Genomic DNA, 21,254 nt, shown 5'->3' on the forward strand with positions numbered 1-21,254 from the left:
CTTTAGGAACTCGTAAGGCTGAAAGTACCAAGCGCGCGGCTAGTATGGAGAAGCATAGGAAATGGCGAGTACGCGATCGCCTTAATACCAATCCCAAAAGACCAAACTGTTTAATTTATTTACCAATTGAGGATTGGAGAACTGATGAAGTTTGGATGTATTTAATGCAGTTTAAAAACCCTTGGGGACAAGATAATAAAGACTTGTTTGAAATGTATCGAGGCGCTACAGCAGACAATGAATGTCCCTTAGTTATTGATACCTCAACCCCTAGCTGTGGAAGTTCTCGTTTTGGCTGTTGGGTTTGCACAATGGTAAGTCAAGATAAATCAATGGAAGCCATGATCCTAAACGATGAAGCTAAAGAGTGGATGCAGCCTCTTTTAGATATTCGTAATGAATTAGATATATGGAATGATCACGATAAAAGAGACTTCCGGCGGATATTTGGGACGGTGCAATTATTTGAAAGAAATGTTGATGGAGAAACCTCAGTCGAACCGATACCAGGACCTTATAAACGAGAATGGCGGGAATATTGGTTAAAGCGGGTATTAGAAGCTCAACAACAGGTTCGTAAAAATGCACCGCCTGATATGCGGGATATCACCCTAATTCAACCGGAGGAACTTAGCGAAATTCGGAGGATATGGTTGGAGGAAAAACACGAATTTGATGATAGCTTACCGAGAATTTATCAAGAGGTAACAGGAGAACCTTTTGAAGACCCGCGTCCTGGTAATAATGCTATGTTGGGTGTAGATGAATGGCAGATTTTGGAGGAACTCAGCGAAGGAGATATGATGTATTTAGAACTAATGACGAAACTGCTGGATACTGAACGACAGTATAAAACGATGTCGCGGCGTACCGGAATCTATGATACCTTGGAAAGATGCTTTGAAACCAGTTCAAGATCGCAATCAGAAGCGATCGCAAATGCTCACTATCAGCGGAACCTGAAACAAGCAGCTAAGGAAGGAAAAGTTGAAGATATCAAAAAAATTGTCAATGGTGAAAAACCCGAACCTCCCCAACAACTAAATTGGGCGAGTCTCAAATTTAGTTAGGGCTGATGTATTAAGATACTGTAGGGGTTAGTTATACTGTGATTTGTGATGGGTCACAGGTGGGATTAATTAACCCTGTAGGATGAAAATTGATGTCTTACTCAATAAGTTGTTTATTTCTGCCTCGACTCTATTAACCTTTACGGAAACTGCTATTCTGTGATTTTCCTGGAATTAACTCTGCAAAACTTCGGCCCCTATCGCGGTAAACAAGTGATTAACCTGCGTCCGCAAATTACTGGTGAAACGGTCAGTCCTATTGTCCTACTTGGAGGGATGAATGGAGGGGGAAAAACTACGCTAATGGATGCTATGCGTTTGGTTTTTTATGGTGCGCGCGCCCAATGTTCGACTAGGGGAAATATTGCATATTCTGATTTTCTGAAACAGGCGATTAATAAACATACGCCGCCCCATGAACAAACTTGTGTTGAACTATTATTTGAACATATTTTAGAAAATAAACAGGTGGAATTCCGCATACAAAGACGCTGGAATAGAAATCTGAAAAATGGTAAGGATACTTTGGGTATTTTAATTGATGATTGGCCGGATAAGGGTTTGGTTGAAACTTGGGATGAACGGGTTGAAGATTTCTTTCCTTTGGGAATTTCTAATTTGTTTCTATTTGATGGGGAACAGGTGAAGGAATTGGCGGAATTAGACAGTCCTCCGACTACGGTTATCCAGGCTATTCAGTCGCTTTTGGGGCTGGAATTGGCTGAACGTTTATCGGTGGATTTGAATATTTTGGTGAGTCGGAAACGTAAGGAGTTGGCTGAGGTTTCTGAGTTGGCTACTTTGGAGGAAATTGAGTCGAGATTAAATGAACAAATAGCAGATTTAGAAAAGGCAAAGTTGGAGGTTTTGCGAGTTGATGGGGAGTTGCAAAAAGCCCATAAACGAGAAAAAGAAACTCGTGATAAGTTTCGGACTGAAGGGGGTAAACTAGCCCAAGATAGAGACCAAATTGAAGCACAATTACACAAGGAACAAGAGAGGTTAAATGGCAAGCGCGATCGCCTCAGAGAAATAGCGGCGGATATGTTGCCTTTGGGATTAATTCAGCCTCTGTTACATAGGGCAAAATTGCAGGGTGAAAAGGAAATCAGTGATCACAAAGCCAGAATTGCGCGGGAGGTGGTGGCGGAACGCGATCGCCGATTATTCGACTATTTAAAAACTCTGGATTTAGGAGAGATTACTTTGGATAAAGTTCGGAGTTTTTTGGAGTCGGAGAGTTCCCAAAATTCCGATGAGTATTTACGGGAAGTTTGGTTAGATATGGATGAAATTACTCTCCGACAGCTTACCAGTGTCCTGGAACATCAACTGCCTAATCAAATTAGTCAAACGGAGTCTTTAAAACAGGAGCTGATAGGCATTCAAGAGACGATTGTAGCTAAGGAAAGACAGCTAAATGTGGCGGCACCCCCGGAGGTTTACGAAGAACTGTTAAAGGCCGTTTCTGATGCGGCGGCGGATGTGGCAAAGGTGAAAAATGATTATGATCAAGCTATAGGTCAGCGCGATCGCTATGAGGCTATGGTGGAAAAAACTAAAAAAGAATTGTCGCAATATAGCCAGGTGACTATCGATCGCAAAAATGCCAACCACATTATCCAAACTTCCGAAAGGGTACAGCAAACTTTAGTACAATTTCGGGAAAAGTTGACTCTCCGAAAACTTAATAAGTTGGAAATAGAAGTCACTGAATGTTTCCGCTATCTTCTCCATAAATCAGACCTAGTTCATCGAGTGGTTATTGCTACCCAGGATTTTAGTTTGTCTCTGTATGACCCCCAAGGTCAACCCGTCCCCAAACATCGCTTATCTGCAGGGGAAAAACAACTATTGGCGATCGCTTTTTTGTGGGGTCTAGCGCGGGTTTCTGGTCGCCAGCTTCCTGTTGCTATTGATACCCCCCTCGGAAGGCTAGACTCTTCTCACCGCTACAACCTAATTGAACGATATTTTCCCTCCGCCAGCCATCAGGTAATTTTGCTATCTACAGACACAGAAATTGGCGAACCCGAATTAAAAAGCCTGCGAGAACAAGATGCGATCGCCCGTGAATATTTACTCAAATATGACCCCAAACAAGGACATACAACTATTGTACCTGGTTATTTTATCAACAATTAACTTTGATGGGTTTGTAGCCAAATTTCTAAACTCACTAATAACCAGAGTTTTATGCCAAATTTTTGATAAGCCGGACTTTGTGGATTAAAAAATTCTTTAATAAACTTTTGGTTAATATAGGGGGCGATCGCCGCATTTTTATTTAATAATAATGCCTGGGTGCGTTGTTTCCAATGGTGGTAAAACCATGAACCTACAGGAACCCGCATCCCACTTTTAGGGCGATAAATAATCGATGCTGGTAATATATCAGTAACCGCTGCTTTTAACACTGCTTTCTCATTAGCAGCAGAGAGTTTATATGCTGGTGGCACTTGTAAACTTAGGTCAACAATTCGCTGATCAAATAATGGCGATCGCCCTGCTAAACCCGCCGCCGAGGTCATATTACTGACTTTGGTTAAAATATGGTCTGCCCCCTTAAATTTAATATTAATTAGCATCAACCGATTTAAATATTCTTGGGCGGAATTTAAGTCGGGTTCAAATACTGACGGCGCATCTTTCACCTGCTGCCAAATTTCTGGTTTCAGAAGTTCCGGTAAATGGGGATAGCATTTTTTAAAAGACTCTAAATAGGTGGTCAGACGATTGGGAAAATGGTTGTAAATATTCCCATACAATTCATAGAGTAACATCGGCTTATTTTTCGGACCGCCAAAACAGGGGTCGCCTCCTTCCCCGTTTAAAATAACTCCGACATCCTGTTTAGCTACCTGTCCTAATAAATAGTTAGGAACCGTCAGAGGATCACCAATGGGGTCGTCTAAATTTGCCATAGTAATTGCTAGATTATCCCATACACTTTCTGGCTTTATTTCCAGAATATGATGCTGAGTTTGGCAATGTTCGGCTACTAAATTGGCAAATTCTAATTCGTTGGGATATTCAGCACCAAAATGGATAGAATAAGTATGGACTTGATGCTGATGAAATTGACTTGCTAAAGCTGTAATGGCACTAGAGTCTAATCCACCTGATAAATAAGTGCCGACAGGTTCCCCAATAGGTAGGGATTCTTCCACTACTTCATTAAGAAGCGATCGCAATTTTTGGCTGTAATATTCTAGGGGTTGATCGCGATCGCCTATTTGTTCTTCAGGTTGCCAATAAACTTGTATTTCTGGAGATTTCCCCGCGTCTGACCATTGGTGTATTGTCCCCGGACGTACTTCTTTTACCCCTTCCCAGATGGTTTGTTCTCCCGGAATAAACGCACAAGAAAGATAGTCTCGTAAAGCTAGATAATCTAATTGCTGGGGATGAAATTTCCCTAGGGTTGACAGACGAGGTGCTACCCGCAAAATACCTTCGTTAATTGTATAGTATAGATTTCTCGCGCCTACAGGATCTCGCCCTAGCCACAGTTGCCGTTGGTTTCTATCCCAAATTACTAAGGCAAACATTCCTTGTAACTCCGAGAGGACTTGGGGAATATTATCCCTGCTGTCTAAATGGTCTAATAATTCCTCAATATCCCCGTTAATTAAACTACTGTCCCCTACTATGACAAATCGCTGCTTTAAGCTGATAATTGGCTGGGTTTGGTAAATGGCAATTGTCTCCTCTTGCCAAGTTATTTCATCCGATGGAGTGATATAATTACCTAAACTTACCCACCAATTTGGCCGGATTTCTGGCCCTGGTAATCTTTGACGATGACGAGGTTTCAAAAGCTGCCAGGATGATAAAAAAGACATATTCTGCTCCAAGTTGCATTTTAGCCGAAATTCCTTCACAGGGGTTGACAAATTGGTGCAATTTGTGGGATTATTTAAGTGTAATGCTTCATAATAAAAATCTAACCGTTTTTTAAAAAATTGGCAATATTCCCATTATCTAAAAAGTATAGCACAAGTCCATCCCAAAAGCTACCCCTCCCCCAAAAAAGGCGATTTTTTTAACATTTCTTAACTTTTCTTTACAAAACTTCATGAAATTAGGTTAACGGCAATTTTTGGGTCATCAAAGCGATCGCCCCAACCATAATCTGATGTTCACATACTTGAATGCGCTGATGGAGAGTTTCGGGGGTATCTTGGGGTAAAACGGGGACAGCCGCTTGCATCAAAATCGGGCCGCTATCAACAGCCAACTCGACAATATGAACCGTGCATCCTGTTATTTTAACTCCCGATTCTAAGGCTTGTTCAACGCCACGAATACCGGGAAAACTGGGCAATATGGCGGGGTGTAGGTTAATAATTTGGTGAGGAAAAGCGGTCACCAAAACCTGGGTAGCAATTCGCATCCATCCCGCAAATACAACTAAATCAAGATCATATTGATTGAGGGTATCAACAACCTGCTGATCAAAACTTTCTCTAGTGGGGTAGTCGCGGTGGTTAACCAGAATAGTGGGAATATCAAACTTTTCGGCGCGTTGTTTAACCTTAGCCTTGGGGTTATTGTAAACTAAAACCTGTATTTGGGCGTTAAGTTGTCCATCGCGTATTTTTTGGGCAATTACTTCAAAATTACTGCCACTACCGGAAGCCAAAACCCCTAATTTGATGGGTTTTCCGGGAATAAATAGGGGGTCAGGTAAGGGGGGATAAATTAGATAGGGTGTAGAATCAATGGGGTTTTGATAGGGAATCATGGATTTAAGCAATGATATCGCTGCTGTGGCTAGAAGAATTCCGGCACTTGAGTAAGTATACGCGAAACGGGAATAGGTTAGGCGAAATATTCAACCCAACCTACTACCAAGGCTGGGGAAAGATTATGCGATCGCCGAATTATCCCATTGCAAATAGGGCAACTTAGCAGCAGTAGTGCGGATCTGGTCATGATTAGCAATCAACTGACCGCAATTATCCCAACTACCATTAATAAAAGACTGTCGCGATCCTTCATTCATGTTCACATCAATAGTTAGGTCGCCGCCGTGAACTTTCAGCGCCCCCAGATCCATGATAATTTCAACTTGGGGATTTTGCTGTAATAACTGTTGTAATTGTGTTACCGCCTCTGGTGTAGCGGTGACACAGGGAACTCCGATCGCCACGCAATTACCAAAAAAGATTTCGGCGAAACTTTCCCCCACAATGGCTTGAATGCCCCATTTTGCGATAGCTTGGGGGGCGTGTTCTCGGGAGGAACCACAGCCAAAATTTTCATTAACCACCAAGATATTAGCACCTTGATATTGTGGGAGGTCAAAGGGATGGTTTCCGTTTAATTGTTGACGGTCATCAGCAAATACTTGTTGTCCCAAACCATCAAAGGTTACACAGCGTAAAAACCGGGCGGGAATGATGCGATCGGTGTCAATATCACCACCAACTAAGGGGATACCGCGTCCTGACACCTTGTGAATTTTACTCATGATTTTTGACTAGGAAGATTCCGATTAGTTAACAAGAGGAAATAAGGAGAGTTCCCCCCTACCCGGTTGCATCAGGTAATGGGGGTACTAATTAACTAGGCTTCGATTAACTTACGAACATCGGCAACTTTTCCGTTAACCGCCGCCGCGACTACCATGGCGGGACTCATTAATAATGTGCGTCCGGTAGAGGAACCTTGACGGCCTTTAAAATTGCGATTAGAAGAAGATGCACTAATTTGGTTTCCCTGTAACTTGTCAGGGTTCATAGCCAAACACATAGAACACCCGGCTTCTCGCCACTCAAAACCTGCTTCTCGGAAGATTTGATCAAGTCCTTCAGCCTCAGCGGCTTGTTTAACTCTTTCGGAACCGGGAACTACAAAGGCTTTCACCCCGGCGGCGACTTTGCGACCTTGGGCAAATTTAGCCGCCTCCCGTAGGTCGGTTAAGCGTCCGTTGGTGCAACTTCCGATAAAGCAAACATCAACTTTGGTTCCCTCAATGGGAGTTCCGGGGGTAAACTCCATATAGCGGTATGCTTCTGATGCGATCGCCTGATCGCTGGGGGGGAGATTTTCCGGTTTAGGGATGACCTCATCAACGCCAATACCCTGTCCGGGAGTAATTCCCCAAGTGACGGTGGGGGGAATATCAGCAGCATCAAAAGTTACCACATCATCATAAACCGCATCGGCATCACTGCGAATTTCTTGCCACCAGGCGATCGCCTTATCCCAATTTTCGCTTTTGGGTGCAAAATCGCGGTCTTTGAGATAGTCAAAGGTGACTTGATCGGGGTTAACATAGCCACAACGTGCGCCACCTTCAATAGACATATTGCAAACAGTCATCCTTTCTTCCATTGACATGGCTTCAATGGTGGTGCCGGCGTATTCGTAAGCATAACCCACGCCGCCTTTAACTCCCAATTGGCGAATCACATGGAGGGTGACATCTTTGGCGTAGACCCCTGGGGGAAGTTGGCCGTTAATTTCAATGCGACGAACTTTGAGTTTTGATAAGGCTAGGGTTTGGGAAGCGAGGACATCCCGAACTTGGGAAGTACCGATACCAAAAGCGATCGCCCCAAAAGCGCCGTGGGTCGAGGTGTGGGAGTCTCCACAGGCGATCGTCATTCCCGGTTGAGTCAGGCCTTGTTCCGGTGCGATTACATGGACAATGCCTTGATTACCCGAACCGATATTATAAAATCGGATCTTGTGTTCCGCACAGCTTTTTTCTAAGGCTTGCATCATCTCCTCAGCCAGGACATCCACAAAGGGACGGGCCTGATTTTCCGTGGGGACGATATGATCCACCGTGGCGACGGTGCGTTGTGGGAATAGGACTTTCAATTGGCGATCGCGTAACATCGCGAAAGCCTGGGGACTTGTCACCTCATGGATCAGGTGTAGACCAATGAAGAGTTGAGTCTCACCGGATGGTAGGGTTCCCACTGTATGGAGGTCCCAAACTTTATCAAATAGTGTTCCTTTGCTCATAAAACCATCGGTTAATCGGCGTATCCAACGCGCTGATATATCTGCCCTATTTTAACCTGTTTGGGAACGGTGGTAAAGCGGGGCGACGGCTCGACCCCCTCAAATGCCCGAATTTCCCAACTATCTGAGGTTTTAGCCCCCGATCACTTTTCCGATTTGCTATAATAGAGTTAACAAAAGAGCGCTCTCCCCCCTTGATTCTGGATAGAGCGCTCAGTCCCCAATATTTTGATCACAAGGGTATAATACCACAATGAGTAAAAGTGCGATCGCCACCGCTGCTAACAGCCGGTTGGGGTTTTATTCTTCCCCTTTGGTAGAGCCAGAAACCCCCAAAATTTCCCCTCTCATTTCTCAATCCATCAAAATCGAAAATATTGATACTATCGGCCCCGGCAATACCCCGCGACTCGTTTATAAAACTTCCGCTGGTCGTTGCAGTCGTCTCGTATCTAAAGCTGATTTTGCTAGGGTTTGGTCTTGTTATCTGTCAATTCGAGGCGTAAAACATTCCCGAATTTTGGAGATTAACATCACCGACCACAGCTTAATTATCCAGACCAATCAAGGCACGGTTGCCGTCGATAAAAACCAGGCTAAAATGTTCCTATCTCGCTATAATCGAGTAGCCCTAGAACCTCTACAAGTGCGCCTAATCCCCCAAGGTGCAGTAGTTTGGAACCCCGATCATCATACCCTATCCTTAGTAAAATCGGGAGGATGTACCTGTGAAGATTGGCGGTATCGGCAAACCATTTGTAAACATCAAATTGCTGCCCAATTGTGTCAGATGTCATCTAATTAATTAAATTTATATCTCCCAGTAGTTAAAAAATACTATTGGGGGATATTTTATGATATAATTAGCTGGGGTTTCTGATGCTTTCTACTAATGCCGAATAATCCAGGTCGCCCAAATCTAAATTGGTGATTGCCTGTGCGATTATCTCTTGCACCCCCGATAGTCCGGCGACATTTAACTGAGAGGCGATCGCTTCATTGATAAACAAATTAGTATCCTTTAACAAGTGCTTAGTCGGAAAATTGGGATCGGCATAATTCCCATCAACCATGCGTTGTAGCTTTTTATCAAAGGTCGGCGCATATAACGCACTATCCCGGAGAATTTTCATAAAAATTTCAACATCTGCACCCTGACGCTCAATAAAGCTGAGACTCAAGCCAAAGGCCGCCGTGAGGGACGCAATTAGTTGATTGAGGGCTAATTTCACAGCCGCCGCCGCACCGACCTCCCCAATTAGCATCGCCTCCCCCAGGGGTGCAAGGACTTTCTCCCACCGTTGCAACTGTTCGCCAGTTCCCCCCACCATAATCTGAAGTGTACCGGATTTTACCTGGGGAATGCTACCCAAAACCGGAGCCTCCATATACTCCCCCCCTACAGCAACTATTTTGTCTCTGATGGCTTGGCTTTCCCGTGGGCCAATAGTACCCATTTGGATGGCGGCGCGACCCCGCCAGTGTGGGCGAATATCAGCGGATAGTACCGTATTTTCAATGGCGGGCGCATCTGCTAACATCAAAATAGTGCAATCACAAGAGGCGATCGCATCTTTTACCGATGAGGCGATCGCTACTCCCCTATCCTCAAGAGGCTGTAATTTAGTAGCAGTGCGGTTATAGGCGACTACATCTAATCCCCCCTCCAATAGTCGCAGGGCGATCGGTCCTCCCATAAGTCCGGTTCCAATTAATCCAACTTTCATGAGCATCAATAACTTATTTGCAGTTATTGTATATCTTAATGATTGCCCAATTATTCCAATCAGACATTAACCAATAATATTTTCAAAACTCTTTGATTATAGACTACAATATGGGTAAGTGCTGACAGCAGATTTTGCCAATGCTCACCCCTAAACCATAACGATCATATCAATGGGTAAATAGAAATCACTAGGAATATGTCAAGATTTAATCATGTCTAACCTATTTAATTCTGCTAGTTCCCCCGCTATTATTGAAGCTGTCGAAAAGCTGGGATATCGCGTCAGTAGCGCTGATGTCGCCATTCAAGCTGGCCTTGAAGTTAACCTCGCTCAACAGCAACTTTTAGCCCTAGCATCAGAAGCCGGAGGACACCTACAAGTAGCTGAGTCTGGGGATATTGCCTTCCTATTTCCCCAGAATTTTCGCGCTGTCATGCGAAATCGATATTGGCGGTTAAGAGTTTATGAATGGTGGCAAAAAGTCTGGCGAATACTATTTTATTTAATTCGCATTTCCTTTGGGATTATGTTATTGGTGTCCATAGTCCTAATTTTTATAACCATTGCAGCGATTCTATTTTTTGGCGATTCTAATCGCAACGGTGGCGGTGGCGGCGGTGGTGGCGGCGGTTCCCGTGGTCGCGGCCTCATTTTTATTCCCCACTTTTGGTTTCACCCTAACTCCTTCTCATTCCTGAGTTGGGATAATGGCAATTATTATCGCCAGCAACAGAAGATTACCAAGAAACAGAAGAAAGAGAAAATGAACTTCTTTGAAGTCGTGTTTTCTTTCCTGTTTGGAGATGGCAACCCTAACTATAATTTAGAAGCACAGCGTTGGCAGGGAATCGCCACAGTAATTCGCAATAATCAAGGTGCAGTAGTAGCTGAACAAATTGCCCCTTATTTGGATAATTTGGGTAACGCATATTCCCAGGAATTTGAGGACTATATGCTGCCAGTTTTAACTAGGTTTAACGGACAGCCAGAAGTGAGTCCCCAAGGACAGTTAGTATATCATTTTCCCGAATTACAAACCACTGCCACTAAATATCGACCCCAACCCGTCCCCGCCTACCTCAAAGAAAATAATTGGAAGTTTAGCAATGCTACTTCTAATCAGTTAATGTTAGCAGCGGGTTTAGGTGCGGTTAATTTCGTCGGCGCATTGATTTTAGGTCATTTACTAGAAGATGGCGCAATAGCAGCACAAATGGGTGGCTTAGTGGCATTTGTGGAGATAATTTATCCCCTACTTTTTGCCTATGGTGCGGGTTTTATGATTGTCCCTTTAATTAGATATTTTTGGGTACAGTGGCGCAATGGTAAAATCGCCGTGCGTAATGAATACCGCCAGTCTCATGCGATCGCCTTAAATCAAGCTGATGATACCCTTAAACAAAAGTTAAAATATGCCCGAAAATTCGCGGCAGAAACCGTCATTAGCAATCAGGATTTGGCTTATACCACAGAAACCGATATGCTTGACCAAGAAGCTGCTAACGCTGATAAAATTGATGCAGAATGGCAGAAACGTCTCAACCAATCTGATGGGAAATCCACCTAAAAACTCTAGTCTACAATCGATTCTGAAAACATCATCTCAAACACCTGACGACGTTTTTTTGGTGAATCAGGCGTTAGGTAACTCCAGAGTGTTTCCCAGTAGAAAAAACATACACCATCTAAATGGCGATCGCGTACTTCTTGCACCTGTGCAGCAATCTCCTTAATCGCCACAGGATTATGCAAAGTACCGCTTAAAATACCGATACTTAGGGGAACTTTTTGTTGAGTAGTAATCAGCGAATGGTGTTCCAGTTCTTTGATAAATCCTTCTAAGCTATTGCGATAAACTTGTAACACAACTTCATCTATCCAGCCACGATTGACCCAAGTTAACCAATCCTGTAAATAAACATTATAGGTAAATTCGTATGGATTAGGAGATAGGGAAACAATACAATCAGGTTTCGTGGCTTTAATAGTTGTAACTAAATGTTCAATAAAGTCAGTAATTTTGTTAGAACGCCACCGCCGCCATTCCGGGTCTTGGGGATTATCTGGGGGAGATTTTCCCTGATGTTCCTGTTTGTAAAGGCTGACCGTATAGGGGTCATAACCAAACTCAACCGGAATACCGAAATGATCATCAAGTTGAATACCATCTATATTGTATTTCATCACCACTTCTATGATTAAATCTTCCAGAAATCTCTGGACTCCTGGATGTAAAGGATTTAGCCAAACATTGCGAATCGGACTTAATAGCAACAGCCTCCGAATTTGATTAAATAATCTGGCATTAACCGGCTCTGGTTCCGTGGTATATCTAGGAAGTATTAGCCTACCATCTTTGGTAGTTGTTACCCATTCGGGATGTCTCTTGACTAACTGAGAATTGATGGGAGCCATAAAACCATATTCTAACCAGGGAATTACTCGTAATCCGCGATTATGTCCTTCGATGACAATTTCCGACAGGATATCTCGTCCTAGTCGGCTGATATGTAGTAGAGAATCTTGGGATTGTCCGGTGACTCTGCGACTGACTGCACTCTTAAAAAATGTCGTGCCTCGGTTCCAAATTACTGGGTAAACTGTGTTAAAATTAAGGGTAGATAATTGGTCTAGGGCGCGGTTTATTCCCCAGGGGACAAACAGGACTCCGCTGCTAACATTGGTTATCCATACTCCCCGAATTTCCTGTTCCGCACTAACGGCTGTTTGGTGTATGGTGACAGGCGGAATTGCGGCTATGGTTAATCCACAGGTTATTAAAATTATCAGGATTACCCGGATTAAAGATTTAGACAAATTTAGGGGTTTCACGGATTTGATAATTTTAGGCATTCAAGGGGTGGTGATTTAACCGAAACTCGAAGAAGCAAAGATAGCGATATCTGTAGATGTTCTGCCATCAACTGTGCTATCACTACTGGTGGTGTCATCTGACCACTTAGTAGAGTTTAAGTTAAATTGTCGGCTGAGAATTTGTAAGAGTTTGGCTGGTGGTAATGATTCTAATTCGACAAAATTTCCGGCTTCTAACCATGCTATTTCTTCCGGTGATAGGGTGGTGCGAATTTCGGGAGAGATGGCTTGTGATTGTGCCTCGAATGTCTCAGAATTACGGATAAAGAAACCTTTACTATTTAAAACTTGTTGGGGTGTTAAACCTACGTCATAAATAGGTATAGTAGTGTTGGCAAACCATTGAGGGGTATTCCGCAAATGATGGGTTAAGGAGACACCCCGAATAGTAGCGTCATGGACGGCATAAACTACTAATTCGGCATTGCGTTTAGCCATTTCTAAGATGGTGGAAAAAATATTTTCAGGATATCCAGTAATACTGACAATTGCACAATTGTGATTGAAGTGAAAGTTATTAGCAATTAAAAATTGAGCGATCGCCGAATTATCACACACTATCAGGCGATCGAAACTATAGGAGGTAATGTCAGGACCAAGCATAGCATTACTCTTTGATTGTTTGGGAGGTGGTAAGAGTTTACCTATGGGACCATTAACTACACTCCAGCGATTTAACCAACTATCTAATTCTGTTGATGCGAGCGGAAATTTGTCAAGAGCATGACTAAGCATTTGACGACGACTCTCTCCTACATATATCATAAATAAACCCAGACCTACACTCAGCAGGAAAATTATAAATCTGATGTTGTTGACATTCAACATCAACAATATTACTGATGCCAATATCTCAAACAAACCGATAAATTGCAAAAATCTCGCCTGTTGTTTACGCAATGATACGGGTTTATTTTCTGCCTTTATTTGTGCCAACAATATCATCAAAGTTATGAACGAAACCAGGAGTGGCACAGAAAATAAAATAGTTACCCAAAAATATATAATCAGGAATAGTATGGCGTATGGATAGGGGGTAAATTTCTTCTTTCGGCCTAATTTGCGTTCAAAAAAGTAGATTAATTGTTTTTTGGTGAATAAAAGATTCCCCGGACCTGAAACTGATTCAATATATTTCTGAAAGCCGGGGTCACTAAAGGGAGAACCTGTTTTAGGTTCAAATACAAATTGATGTCCGCAACTTTTACATCTGCCACCATAGGCGGTGCGTTCTTTAAAGTTATTCTCGATACCACAATTGATACACTTCATAATCTGATTGTTTGATAATTAAACCTGGCAGCCAATTGATTTTAACTTAAATATCTACCTGCTGGGTTAAGAGAATATTATAATCTTCCCGTTGGCGAATTAACTGATGTTTTCCCTGTTTTAGTAAGACCTCCGCTGGTCGAGGTCGGTGCAGAAAGTGGGAAGACATGGCGTAACCATAAGCGCCACAGTCTAAAATAGCGAGGATATCTCCCCGTTTAAGTTGCGGAAGTTGGCGATTTTTTCCCAGATAGTCGCGGGAGTAGGTGGTATTTCCACAAACATCAGTAATATAATGGTTGGGTGTATCAGAAAATGGCACAATTTCTCGATAATTTCCATAGACTGAGGGAACGGATAAATTAGCAACTGTGGTATCAACTCCCACTATCTGTTTTGGGGATTGCCATTTAGTTGAGACTACTTGAGTTAATAGGGTTCCACAGGAGGCGATCGCCGACCTTCCTGGTTCAATAATTAAATCAATTTCTCGGTTAAGTTGATTAAGTTCTGCCGTGATTTGTTCCCCGAACAATTGCCAATCAAAGGCTGATTTTTGGTGTTGATAGGGGTAGCCAAAACCACCGCCAAAGTCCAGATATTGCCAATCTGGTAACTGCTGACCGATAGCTAACAGGGGTTTAATAACCTGGGTAAAAGAGGAAGTTGCATTAGTGCCAGTGCCGCGATAAAAATGCAGTCCGCTAATTTTTAAGCCAGCGGATGAGGCTATTTTGATGGCTTCTGGAAATTCCTGGGGATTAACACCAATGCGACTATCGCCATTAATTTCCGGCAGATTTAGCCGAAATCCTAACTTAGGGAAAAAATCAGGTTTTAGTTGTTGGAAAACTTCCCCAAATAGCTGGATTTGGTCGAGACTGTCTAAATTATAGGTAGTGATTCCCCAGTTTAATAATAATTGAAACTCCCGGTGATTTAAATTACTGCCACTATAAACTATTTGCTGGGGATGAAAGCCAGCTTTGAGTCCTAAAAATGCGTCTCCTGGTGTATTGGCGTGGAGTCCCCAGTTAGCCTGTTGAAAAATCTTGAGTAAGGCAATATTGCCATTGGTGACACTAGCGAATTTAAAGCGAGTTTTTGGATAGTTAACAGCCCCACCAATATGGTTAATTGTCTCCTGGAGAATCTCAGCATCATATACATACAGAGGCGAACCATATATATCTAGTAGTTTTTGCGCTAAATCGGCAGAAAAAGGCAAGTTTTGAGACTGGTTATAGTTGATGGTTTTGGCTTCAGTGATATTCATTAATTATTAATGTGATTTAACTGCTGTTATTTAACGATAAATTCTGATTGGCTTAAAATACGATCGCCTAAAAACATTTCCACCTGCCAAGTTCCCGGTGGTGAAGTCGGACCCAACTGATGCCGACAGCGAGTATTCCAGACATTCTTATCAATTGTACGAGTTTGATAGCGATTTTGGTGGGCGAGTTGACCTAAAGGATTAATCCAATTACATCCTAATTCTAGTTGACGACCCTTGGGAGTTTGTTGTAACCTAACTTGATAGTAAACTGTGGGGGAGTTCTGAGAGTCTATGATGTCAAAATGACTAACCCGGTCGAATCGTTCTAAGGTCAAACGGCTTTGATTTGGGTTAGCATAAACTTGGGCGATCGCCTGTTGTTGTTGATAAAACCACAGGGAACCGCCACCGACAATAGCTACAGAAGCTAATCCCAATCCTATCATCAAGATTCGGTTTCGCTTGGTTTCTGCCGCCAAGACTTCCCGACGGCGAACCTGCATCAGCGCCTGATCAAGATTTTCAGTAGGTAAATTTAATTCCTCCAGAATTTCTTGGACCTGTTGGCGATCGAGTTCAGTTTCCTGCATTTGCGATAGGCGTTCAACCTCAGCAATCACCTGATCTAACTGTTGTTGAGTAAGTTTATTATTCATGTTGTCGGGTAAAATCAGCTAAAACAATCGAAAATTCATATTTGATTACAACTTCAATTGACAATTAGCAAATTCCAGAGACTTAACAACTGATATCCTAAACAAATAGTATTAATATCTGTGGCATCCTTGAAACAATCATCAAGTTACTGGCAACTATTGCCCTATGTTCGTCCCCAGTCACGAACGATCACCAAAGCCCTAACCTGTACCCTCGTGTTTACCGCATTTTGGCCGCTATTAGCTTGGCTAATGGGTCAAATAGCCGGATATATTGGTCGGGGGGATGTAGAAGCGATCGCCCAAATTGCTGGGGTTGCTGCCATTATATTTCTAATTCGGGGAACTGTCCAATATGGTCAAGATACCCTGATGGCCAAAGCAGCCCTAAGCATCGCCCTAGACCTGCGAAAACAAGTATATAGTCATCTTCATCGGCTAAATGTTGGTTACTTTGAAACCGCCAAAACCGGAGATTTATCCTATCGTCTCACCGAAGATATAGATAAAATTGGCGAAGTCATTAACAAATTATTTCATCAATTTATCCCCTGCATTTTGCAGCTAATAGTCGTTCTGGGCTATATGCTTTATCTGAACTGGAAACTAACCCTAGCCACCCTAATTATTGCCCCTCTGATGGCGCTATTAATTGGCTGGTTTGGGGAAAAACTCCTCGCCTTTACCCGCCAAAGTCAAACCCGTATTTCTAACCTTTCCGCCCTCTTGACGGAAGTATTTAGCGGCATCCGTTTAGTGCAAGCCTTCGCCGCCGAAGATTACGAAATATCTCGATTTTCCCTAGAAGCAGAACATAACCGACAGGCGAAATTTTTGGCGGAAAGAATTAAAGCCCTACAGTTTGTAGTAGTGGGGTTTTTGGAAGCTATGAGTGTAGTCTTTTTGTTCTTCTTAGGAGGCTGGCAAATTTCCCAAGGTCAGCTAACCGGAACAGGTTTTATTAGTTATGTGACTGCCGTAGCTTTATTGATTGATCCGATTGCTTTAACCACCAGTAATTATAGTGATTTCAAACAGGGAGAAGCCTCCTGCGATCGCATTTTTGAACTATTCGCCATTCAGCCAAACGTCATAGAAAAACCTGATGCGATCGCCCTTCCTCACGTCAAAGGAAAAGTTGAATATCGTCATGTCACCTTTACCTATCCCACCTTTACACAAAACAGCCATAATTACAGCCAAGATTCTGCCCCTAATAAGCCCGTTCTCGTCGATTTTAATCTCTTAGTAGAACCAGGGCAAATGGTAGCCTTAGTCGGTGCATCAGGGGCCGGAAAAAGCACAATTGTTAGCCTCCTCCCTAGATTTTATGATCGCCAACAGGGGCAAATTATGATTGACGATATAGATATCCAAAATGTCACCCTTCCCAGTCTCCGTAGACAAATTGGCATAGTACCCCAGGAAGTGACATTATTTTCTGGTAATATTGCCCAAAACATTGCCTTTGGTCAAACTGATTATGATATTGAACAAGTCAAATCCGCCGCCCAAATCGCTAACGCCCATGATTTTATCAGCCAATTTCCCGAAGGTTATCAAACCATAGTAGGGGAACGGGGAGTCAACTTATCCGGTGGACAAAGACAACGAATTGCGATCGCCAGAGCAGTCTTATTAAACCCCAGAATCCTAATTCTGGATGAAGCGACATCATCCCTAGATTCTGAATCAGAAACCCTGATTCAACAAGCCTTAGAAAGACTCATGGAGGGTCGAACCGTTTTTATTATCGCCCACCGATTAGCCACCGTCCGCCGCTCCGATCGCATTTTAGTAGTTGAACATGGTACAATTACCGAATCCGGAACTCATACTGAATTATTAGCACTTGGTGGTCGTTATGCTTATTTCTATTCCCAGCAATTTAGCAGTTAGAGAATTGCCGAACACTATTCCTAGACTCATTCCTCCCATTCTCCTTCTCCCTAGTGCAACCATCCCGGTGGAAAATAGCAACAATTAACGGAAATCAGATCAAGTCTGTGGTAAATAGCTATTAATCTTGGTAAAATTCGAGGGGGAGATCTTGTCGGGAGTGTTCCCATAATCTCTGGCTCTGTACCCCAAGTGCAAAACCGACCTAAACAATCAATCGCGATCGCAATGGATGAACATCTTCAGCAAGCCTACTACGAAATTGTTTACAGTTTGCTTGTATACTCTCCAGAGAAATATCTGCAAGTCCTCCAAGGCAATATGGCCGTAATTGACGAGGATTTTGTGCCATTTTTACAGGAAGTTTGCCAAGTTCTTGTAGAGCGAAATTGTGAAGAAGATGCCCAACGATTAACAGAAATAGCCACTCAAATTCAAGAGTTTGGCAATGTCTCGACTCTCATTCAGCAGAAAATTCCAGCCCCACAACCCCAACCCGTCGCTCAACCTGTACCAGCAGTGGCGACCACAGCATCCTCCCAAGTTTCTGACCAACCAAAACCTGAGTTACCTGTCCTAACTCCTGAACAAATTACAGCTAAACAATCCCAAGCTGAGGAACTTTTCAAACAGGGAGTTCAACAGTTCCAAAATAATGAATTCCAGGAAGCCTTTAAATCTTGGCAAGAAGCCCTGATTCTTTATCAGGAAGTCAATAACCATCGCGGGGCGATTAATTGTTTGGGTAAATTAGGTAATATCTATCATTCTTTAGGGCAATATGAACAAGCTATATCCGCCCATCAACAGTGTTTAGCTGTAGCCCGAAAAACTCAATATCCCCAGGGAGAAGCCAACGCCTACAGCAGTCTTGCCCATGTTTGCTATGCTATTGGTCAACATGATCAAGCCTTGTTTGGCTATCAGCAGGCTTTAGAAATTACCCAAAAAATTAACTATCGTTTTGGGGAGGTCAATGTGCTGGGTTCTTTGGGTCAATTATACTCTACTTTGGGGCGCTACGAAGAAGCGATCGCCCATACCAAAAAAGCCGCCGAAAAAGCCGAGGAATTAGGTTATAAATTCGGAGAAACCAGCTTTTTAGCTAGTTTGGGAAGTGCATATACTGCCATCAAACAGTATGATAACGCCACGGCAATCCACCATCAAGCCCTGAAAATTGCCCGCAGTATTAATTATAATTTTGGGGTGGCAAATAGCCTGAGTAATATGGGGATGACCTATCAAATTAAAGGAGATTTAGAGCAAGCGATCGCCTACCATAAACAGCATCTCCAGTTAACACAACAAATGCAGTCAAGCCAAGGACAAATAATCGCTTTACTCAATTTAGGCGATACCTATTATCGCCAAGGAGAAGCACAGAATGCCATTGACAACTATCAACAAGCCTTAGCGATCGCCAAAGAAACCGGAGACCTGCGCCAAGAAGTCAAAGCCCTTAATAATTTAGGTCAAACATACCAAACTATTAAAGACTTTGATAATGCGATTCAAGCCTTTGAACAAAGTTTAGAAAAAACCACACCCTTAACCCTTCCTATGCACTGTTTACTAGCAGCCAGACATCTGGGGGATATCGGCTTTTCGCAACAAAATTGGTCCTTGGCTATATCAGGTTATAGTCGAGCCATTGACACTGTAGAAAACAGTTACACAAATATTATTCCCGCCACTCATCGCCACGAAGTTACTAGGGAAGTCGCCGGGTTATATAGTCGCATGGTGCAGACCTGTATTAATGCTAATGAGCAGCAGTTAGCTTTTGAATATGGGGAACGTTTCCGCATTCAACATTTAGTCCGCTTGCTGTCTAATAATTATGCCGGAATAGATCAACAATTAACTGAACTTGTCGAAAAATATCAACGGCTTCAGCAGCAAATTGACACCCTCCATTTTCGCCGTCAGTCTGATGAAATGAAACAGTTTGCCGCAGCAGGAATTAGGATGAATAGTATTGCTATATTCCGGGCGGAAACGGCTACACTCAATGGTTTAGCCACTCAAAATGACCAATTGATTAATCAGATCCGCTCCCTAGACCCCTTCCTGGCGGGTCTGCTGCGAGTTGAACCGTGGAGTCAAGAAATCCTACAGACTTTCATACATTCTCGAACGGCTTTATTAAGTTTCTATACATCGGAAAAGTGCGCCTATATTTTTATAGTAAAACAGAGCAGTAATGATGATGCTTGGTCAGCTACAAACACCGTAGAAATTGCCCTGCATATATGTCCTGAACAACCAGGCGACAGCTTAGAAACTTGGTTGACTAATTATTGGCTAAAATTGGATATAGAAACTCCCAAAAATAGCCGCGATCGCATGAAAGATATGTTGGCAGAATTGGCTCAACGTCTGGATATAGACCGCCTAATTAGTGAACATCTTGTGGAAGTTGACGAACTGCTAATTATTCCGAATTTAGTCTTACATCGCTGTCCGTTTGTCGCTTTACCAATTGCTGGCGGCGAGGAATTTTTAGGCGATCGCTTCCGGGTCAGAATCGCCCCCAGTAGCCATATTCTCAATTTATCCCGTCAAGTTAGAGAAGCCCGCCAGTCTCAGCCTCAGTCTCCGATCACAGCATTAAATATCTCAACCCCATGGGGATTAATGGGCAATTCTCAACCTACCTCACTACTAGCAACTTATGAATGTGCAGCCTTAGCCCAACGCTATTCTATCCCCTCAGAACAGTTGCTAAATGACAAGATTAACCTCAATCAGTATCAAAAATTACTGAAATCTGCCCAGGTTTTATATATCGGAAATCCCATGAGCTTTAATATGGATAATCCCCTATCCTCTCAACTCAATTTAGGCACAGAATCTATATCTCTACAAGACCTGTTCAATATGCGATCGCCCCAAATCCTAGAAGTATTCATTTCCCGCTGTCAGACCTATACAACAGCTTCAGACCAAAACCGCACCTCTTCCCTAATAGATCAACAATTCATCAACTTTAGTAGTGCCTTTCTGGGTATGGGAGCCACAACAGTTATTTATCCCCTATGGTCAGCCGGAGAAATTCCCACCGCCATTTTTAGCCAATTCTACTATCAATATCGTCAAGAATTAAGCCCCCTAGAAGCCCTAAAACAGGCTCAAATTCGACTCAGAAGTTTAACCAAAACCGAGTTAATGGAAACTTACCAGCCCGAATTAGAGAGCTATTTTGAGGAGGTGAAAACTCCCGAAAACCTGAAACAAATTAATGACCAAAAAACCATTTTAGCCAGCCTCAACTTACAAGAATTTCCTTTTGCTAACCCCTACTACTGGGCTGCATTTACCTTAGCTGGGTTGGGTTAAGATAAATACCTAATTATAAGATATAGCCGACCTTCCCTGAAACCCTCCTCTAATTCAGCTATCTAGCCGACCTTACCGACACAGGACACAATCAAGATTCTTTTGATCCTCATCCGGACTGAGAATCAACCCATTGAAAAATGAATTATAG

The 21,254-nt window shown here is 42.9% G+C and carries 15 protein-coding genes; 6 read left to right on the top strand and 9 right to left on the bottom strand.

The window, feature by feature from the left end; translation table 11 throughout:
- Both dndC and dndD read left to right on the top strand, forming a co-directional pair.
- The coding region (gene dndC / locus B9T16_RS08050) for a DNA phosphorothioation system sulfurtransferase DndC (RefSeq protein ID WP_410244490.1) at positions 1 to 1,070 on the top strand (1,070 nt) is incomplete at its 5' end.
- 159 nt (positions 1,071 to 1,229) lie between these two features.
- Entirely contained in the window at positions 1,230 to 3,215 is a 1,986-nt protein-coding gene (gene dndD / locus B9T16_RS08055; RefSeq protein ID WP_006619839.1) for a DNA sulfur modification protein DndD, read from the top strand.
- Here the strand turns inward: dndD and B9T16_RS08060 are convergent.
- From B9T16_RS08060 to leuC, 4 genes are all read right to left on the bottom strand, one after another.
- Entirely contained in the window at positions 3,212 to 4,915 is a 1,704-nt protein-coding gene (locus B9T16_RS08060; protein ID WP_410244491.1) for an asparagine synthetase B family protein, read from the bottom strand. The two genes, dndD and B9T16_RS08060, sit on opposite strands and share 4 nt — an antisense overlap.
- Positions 4,916 to 5,154: 239 nt before the next feature.
- Positions 5,155 to 5,817, bottom strand: a complete 663-nt coding sequence (purN, locus tag B9T16_RS08065; RefSeq protein WP_006619841.1) for a phosphoribosylglycinamide formyltransferase — start codon at positions 5,815 to 5,817, stop codon at positions 5,155 to 5,157.
- 123 nt (positions 5,818 to 5,940) lie between these two features.
- Positions 5,941 to 6,546, bottom strand: coding sequence for a 3-isopropylmalate dehydratase small subunit (gene leuD, locus B9T16_RS08070; RefSeq protein WP_410244492.1), 606 nt, complete (start codon positions 6,544 to 6,546; stop codon positions 5,941 to 5,943).
- Positions 6,547 to 6,641: 95 nt separating this feature from the next.
- A complete protein-coding gene (gene leuC, locus B9T16_RS08075; protein ID WP_410244493.1) occupies positions 6,642 to 8,051 on the bottom strand; it encodes a 3-isopropylmalate dehydratase large subunit in 1,410 nt (469 codons plus the stop codon).
- 253 nt (positions 8,052 to 8,304) lie between these two features.
- On the opposite strand from leuC, the gene B9T16_RS08080 reads away from it, so the two are divergent.
- On the top strand, positions 8,305 to 8,856 hold the full coding sequence (locus B9T16_RS08080) for an SWIM zinc finger family protein (RefSeq protein ID WP_315669949.1): 552 nt from the start codon (positions 8,305 to 8,307) through the stop codon (positions 8,854 to 8,856).
- Positions 8,857 to 8,914: 58 nt separating this feature from the next.
- Here the strand turns inward: B9T16_RS08080 and B9T16_RS08085 are convergent, their stop codons facing one another.
- Positions 8,915 to 9,784, bottom strand: a complete 870-nt coding sequence (locus tag B9T16_RS08085; RefSeq protein WP_410244494.1) for an NAD(P)-dependent oxidoreductase — start codon at positions 9,782 to 9,784, stop codon at positions 8,915 to 8,917.
- 208 nt (positions 9,785 to 9,992) lie between these two features.
- On the opposite strand from B9T16_RS08085, the gene B9T16_RS08090 reads away from it, so the two are divergent.
- Positions 9,993 to 11,348: a hypothetical protein gene (locus tag B9T16_RS08090; RefSeq protein ID WP_410244495.1), complete on the top strand. Its 1,356-nt coding sequence runs from the start codon at positions 9,993 to 9,995 to the stop codon at positions 11,346 to 11,348.
- Positions 11,349 to 11,353: 5 nt separating this feature from the next.
- Here B9T16_RS08090 and B9T16_RS08095 read toward each other — a convergent pair whose 3' ends face one another.
- From B9T16_RS08095 to B9T16_RS08110, 4 genes are read right to left on the bottom strand one after another with little or no spacing between them, the layout of a single operon-like run.
- Entirely contained in the window at positions 11,354 to 12,634 is a 1,281-nt protein-coding gene (locus B9T16_RS08095; protein ID WP_410244496.1) for a glycoside hydrolase family 10 protein, read from the bottom strand.
- A 15-nt stretch (positions 12,635 to 12,649) separates the two neighbouring features.
- Positions 12,650 to 13,927, bottom strand: coding sequence for a hypothetical protein (locus B9T16_RS08100; RefSeq protein WP_410244497.1), 1,278 nt, complete (start codon positions 13,925 to 13,927; stop codon positions 12,650 to 12,652).
- 46 nt (positions 13,928 to 13,973) lie between these two features.
- Positions 13,974 to 15,203 carry a diaminopimelate decarboxylase family protein gene (locus tag B9T16_RS08105; RefSeq protein WP_410244498.1) on the bottom strand — a complete coding sequence of 410 codons (1,230 nt, stop codon included), beginning with the start codon at positions 15,201 to 15,203 and terminating at the stop codon, positions 13,974 to 13,976.
- A gap of 26 nt (positions 15,204 to 15,229) precedes the next feature.
- Positions 15,230 to 15,862, bottom strand: coding sequence for a hypothetical protein (locus B9T16_RS08110; protein ID WP_410244499.1), 633 nt, complete (start codon positions 15,860 to 15,862; stop codon positions 15,230 to 15,232).
- Positions 15,863 to 15,982: 120 nt separating this feature from the next.
- Here B9T16_RS08110 and B9T16_RS08115 point away from each other — a divergent pair, with 120 nt between their 5' ends.
- Together B9T16_RS08115 and B9T16_RS08120 are read left to right on the top strand one after the other, a co-directional pair.
- Positions 15,983 to 17,761 carry an ABC transporter ATP-binding protein gene (locus B9T16_RS08115; protein ID WP_410244500.1) on the top strand — a complete coding sequence of 593 codons (1,779 nt, stop codon included), beginning with the start codon at positions 15,983 to 15,985 and terminating at the stop codon, positions 17,759 to 17,761.
- 228 nt (positions 17,762 to 17,989) lie between these two features.
- Entirely contained in the window at positions 17,990 to 21,103 is a 3,114-nt protein-coding gene (locus B9T16_RS08120) for a CHAT domain-containing protein (protein ID WP_410244501.1), read from the top strand.
- The last annotated feature ends 151 nt before the right edge of the window (positions 21,104 to 21,254 follow it).

This window comes from Arthrospira sp. PCC 8006 (assembly GCF_046480465.1).
Taxonomy (GTDB): Bacteria; Cyanobacteriota; Cyanobacteriia; order Cyanobacteriales; family Microcoleaceae; genus Limnospira; species Limnospira platensis.

Excerpts from the sequence above, each read along its gene's own strand:
- leuC (WP_410244493.1), bottom strand. The coding sequence starts at position 8,051 with ATGAGCAAAGGAACACTATTTGATAAAGTTTGGGACCTCCATACAGTG.
- B9T16_RS08110 (WP_410244499.1), bottom strand. The coding sequence starts at position 15,862 with ATGAATAATAAACTTACTCAACAACAGTTAGATCAGGTGATTGCTGAG.
- B9T16_RS08120 (WP_410244501.1), top strand. The coding sequence starts at position 17,990 with ATGGATGAACATCTTCAGCAAGCCTACTACGAAATTGTTTACAGTTTG.
- B9T16_RS08105 (WP_410244498.1), bottom strand. The coding sequence starts at position 15,203 with ATGAATATCACTGAAGCCAAAACCATCAACTATAACCAGTCTCAAAAC.
- B9T16_RS08080 (WP_315669949.1), top strand. The coding sequence starts at position 8,305 with ATGAGTAAAAGTGCGATCGCCACCGCTGCTAACAGCCGGTTGGGGTTT.
- B9T16_RS08100 (WP_410244497.1), bottom strand. The coding sequence starts at position 13,927 with ATGAAGTGTATCAATTGTGGTATCGAGAATAACTTTAAAGAACGCACC.
- B9T16_RS08095 (WP_410244496.1), bottom strand. The coding sequence starts at position 12,634 with ATGCCTAAAATTATCAAATCCGTGAAACCCCTAAATTTGTCTAAATCT.
- purN (WP_006619841.1), bottom strand. The coding sequence starts at position 5,817 with ATGATTCCCTATCAAAACCCCATTGATTCTACACCCTATCTAATTTAT.
- leuD (WP_410244492.1), bottom strand. The coding sequence starts at position 6,546 with ATGAGTAAAATTCACAAGGTGTCAGGACGCGGTATCCCCTTAGTTGGT.
- B9T16_RS08090 (WP_410244495.1), top strand. The coding sequence starts at position 9,993 with ATGTCTAACCTATTTAATTCTGCTAGTTCCCCCGCTATTATTGAAGCT.
- B9T16_RS08060 (WP_410244491.1), bottom strand. The coding sequence starts at position 4,915 with ATGTCTTTTTTATCATCCTGGCAGCTTTTGAAACCTCGTCATCGTCAA.
- B9T16_RS08085 (WP_410244494.1), bottom strand. The coding sequence starts at position 9,784 with ATGCTCATGAAAGTTGGATTAATTGGAACCGGACTTATGGGAGGACCG.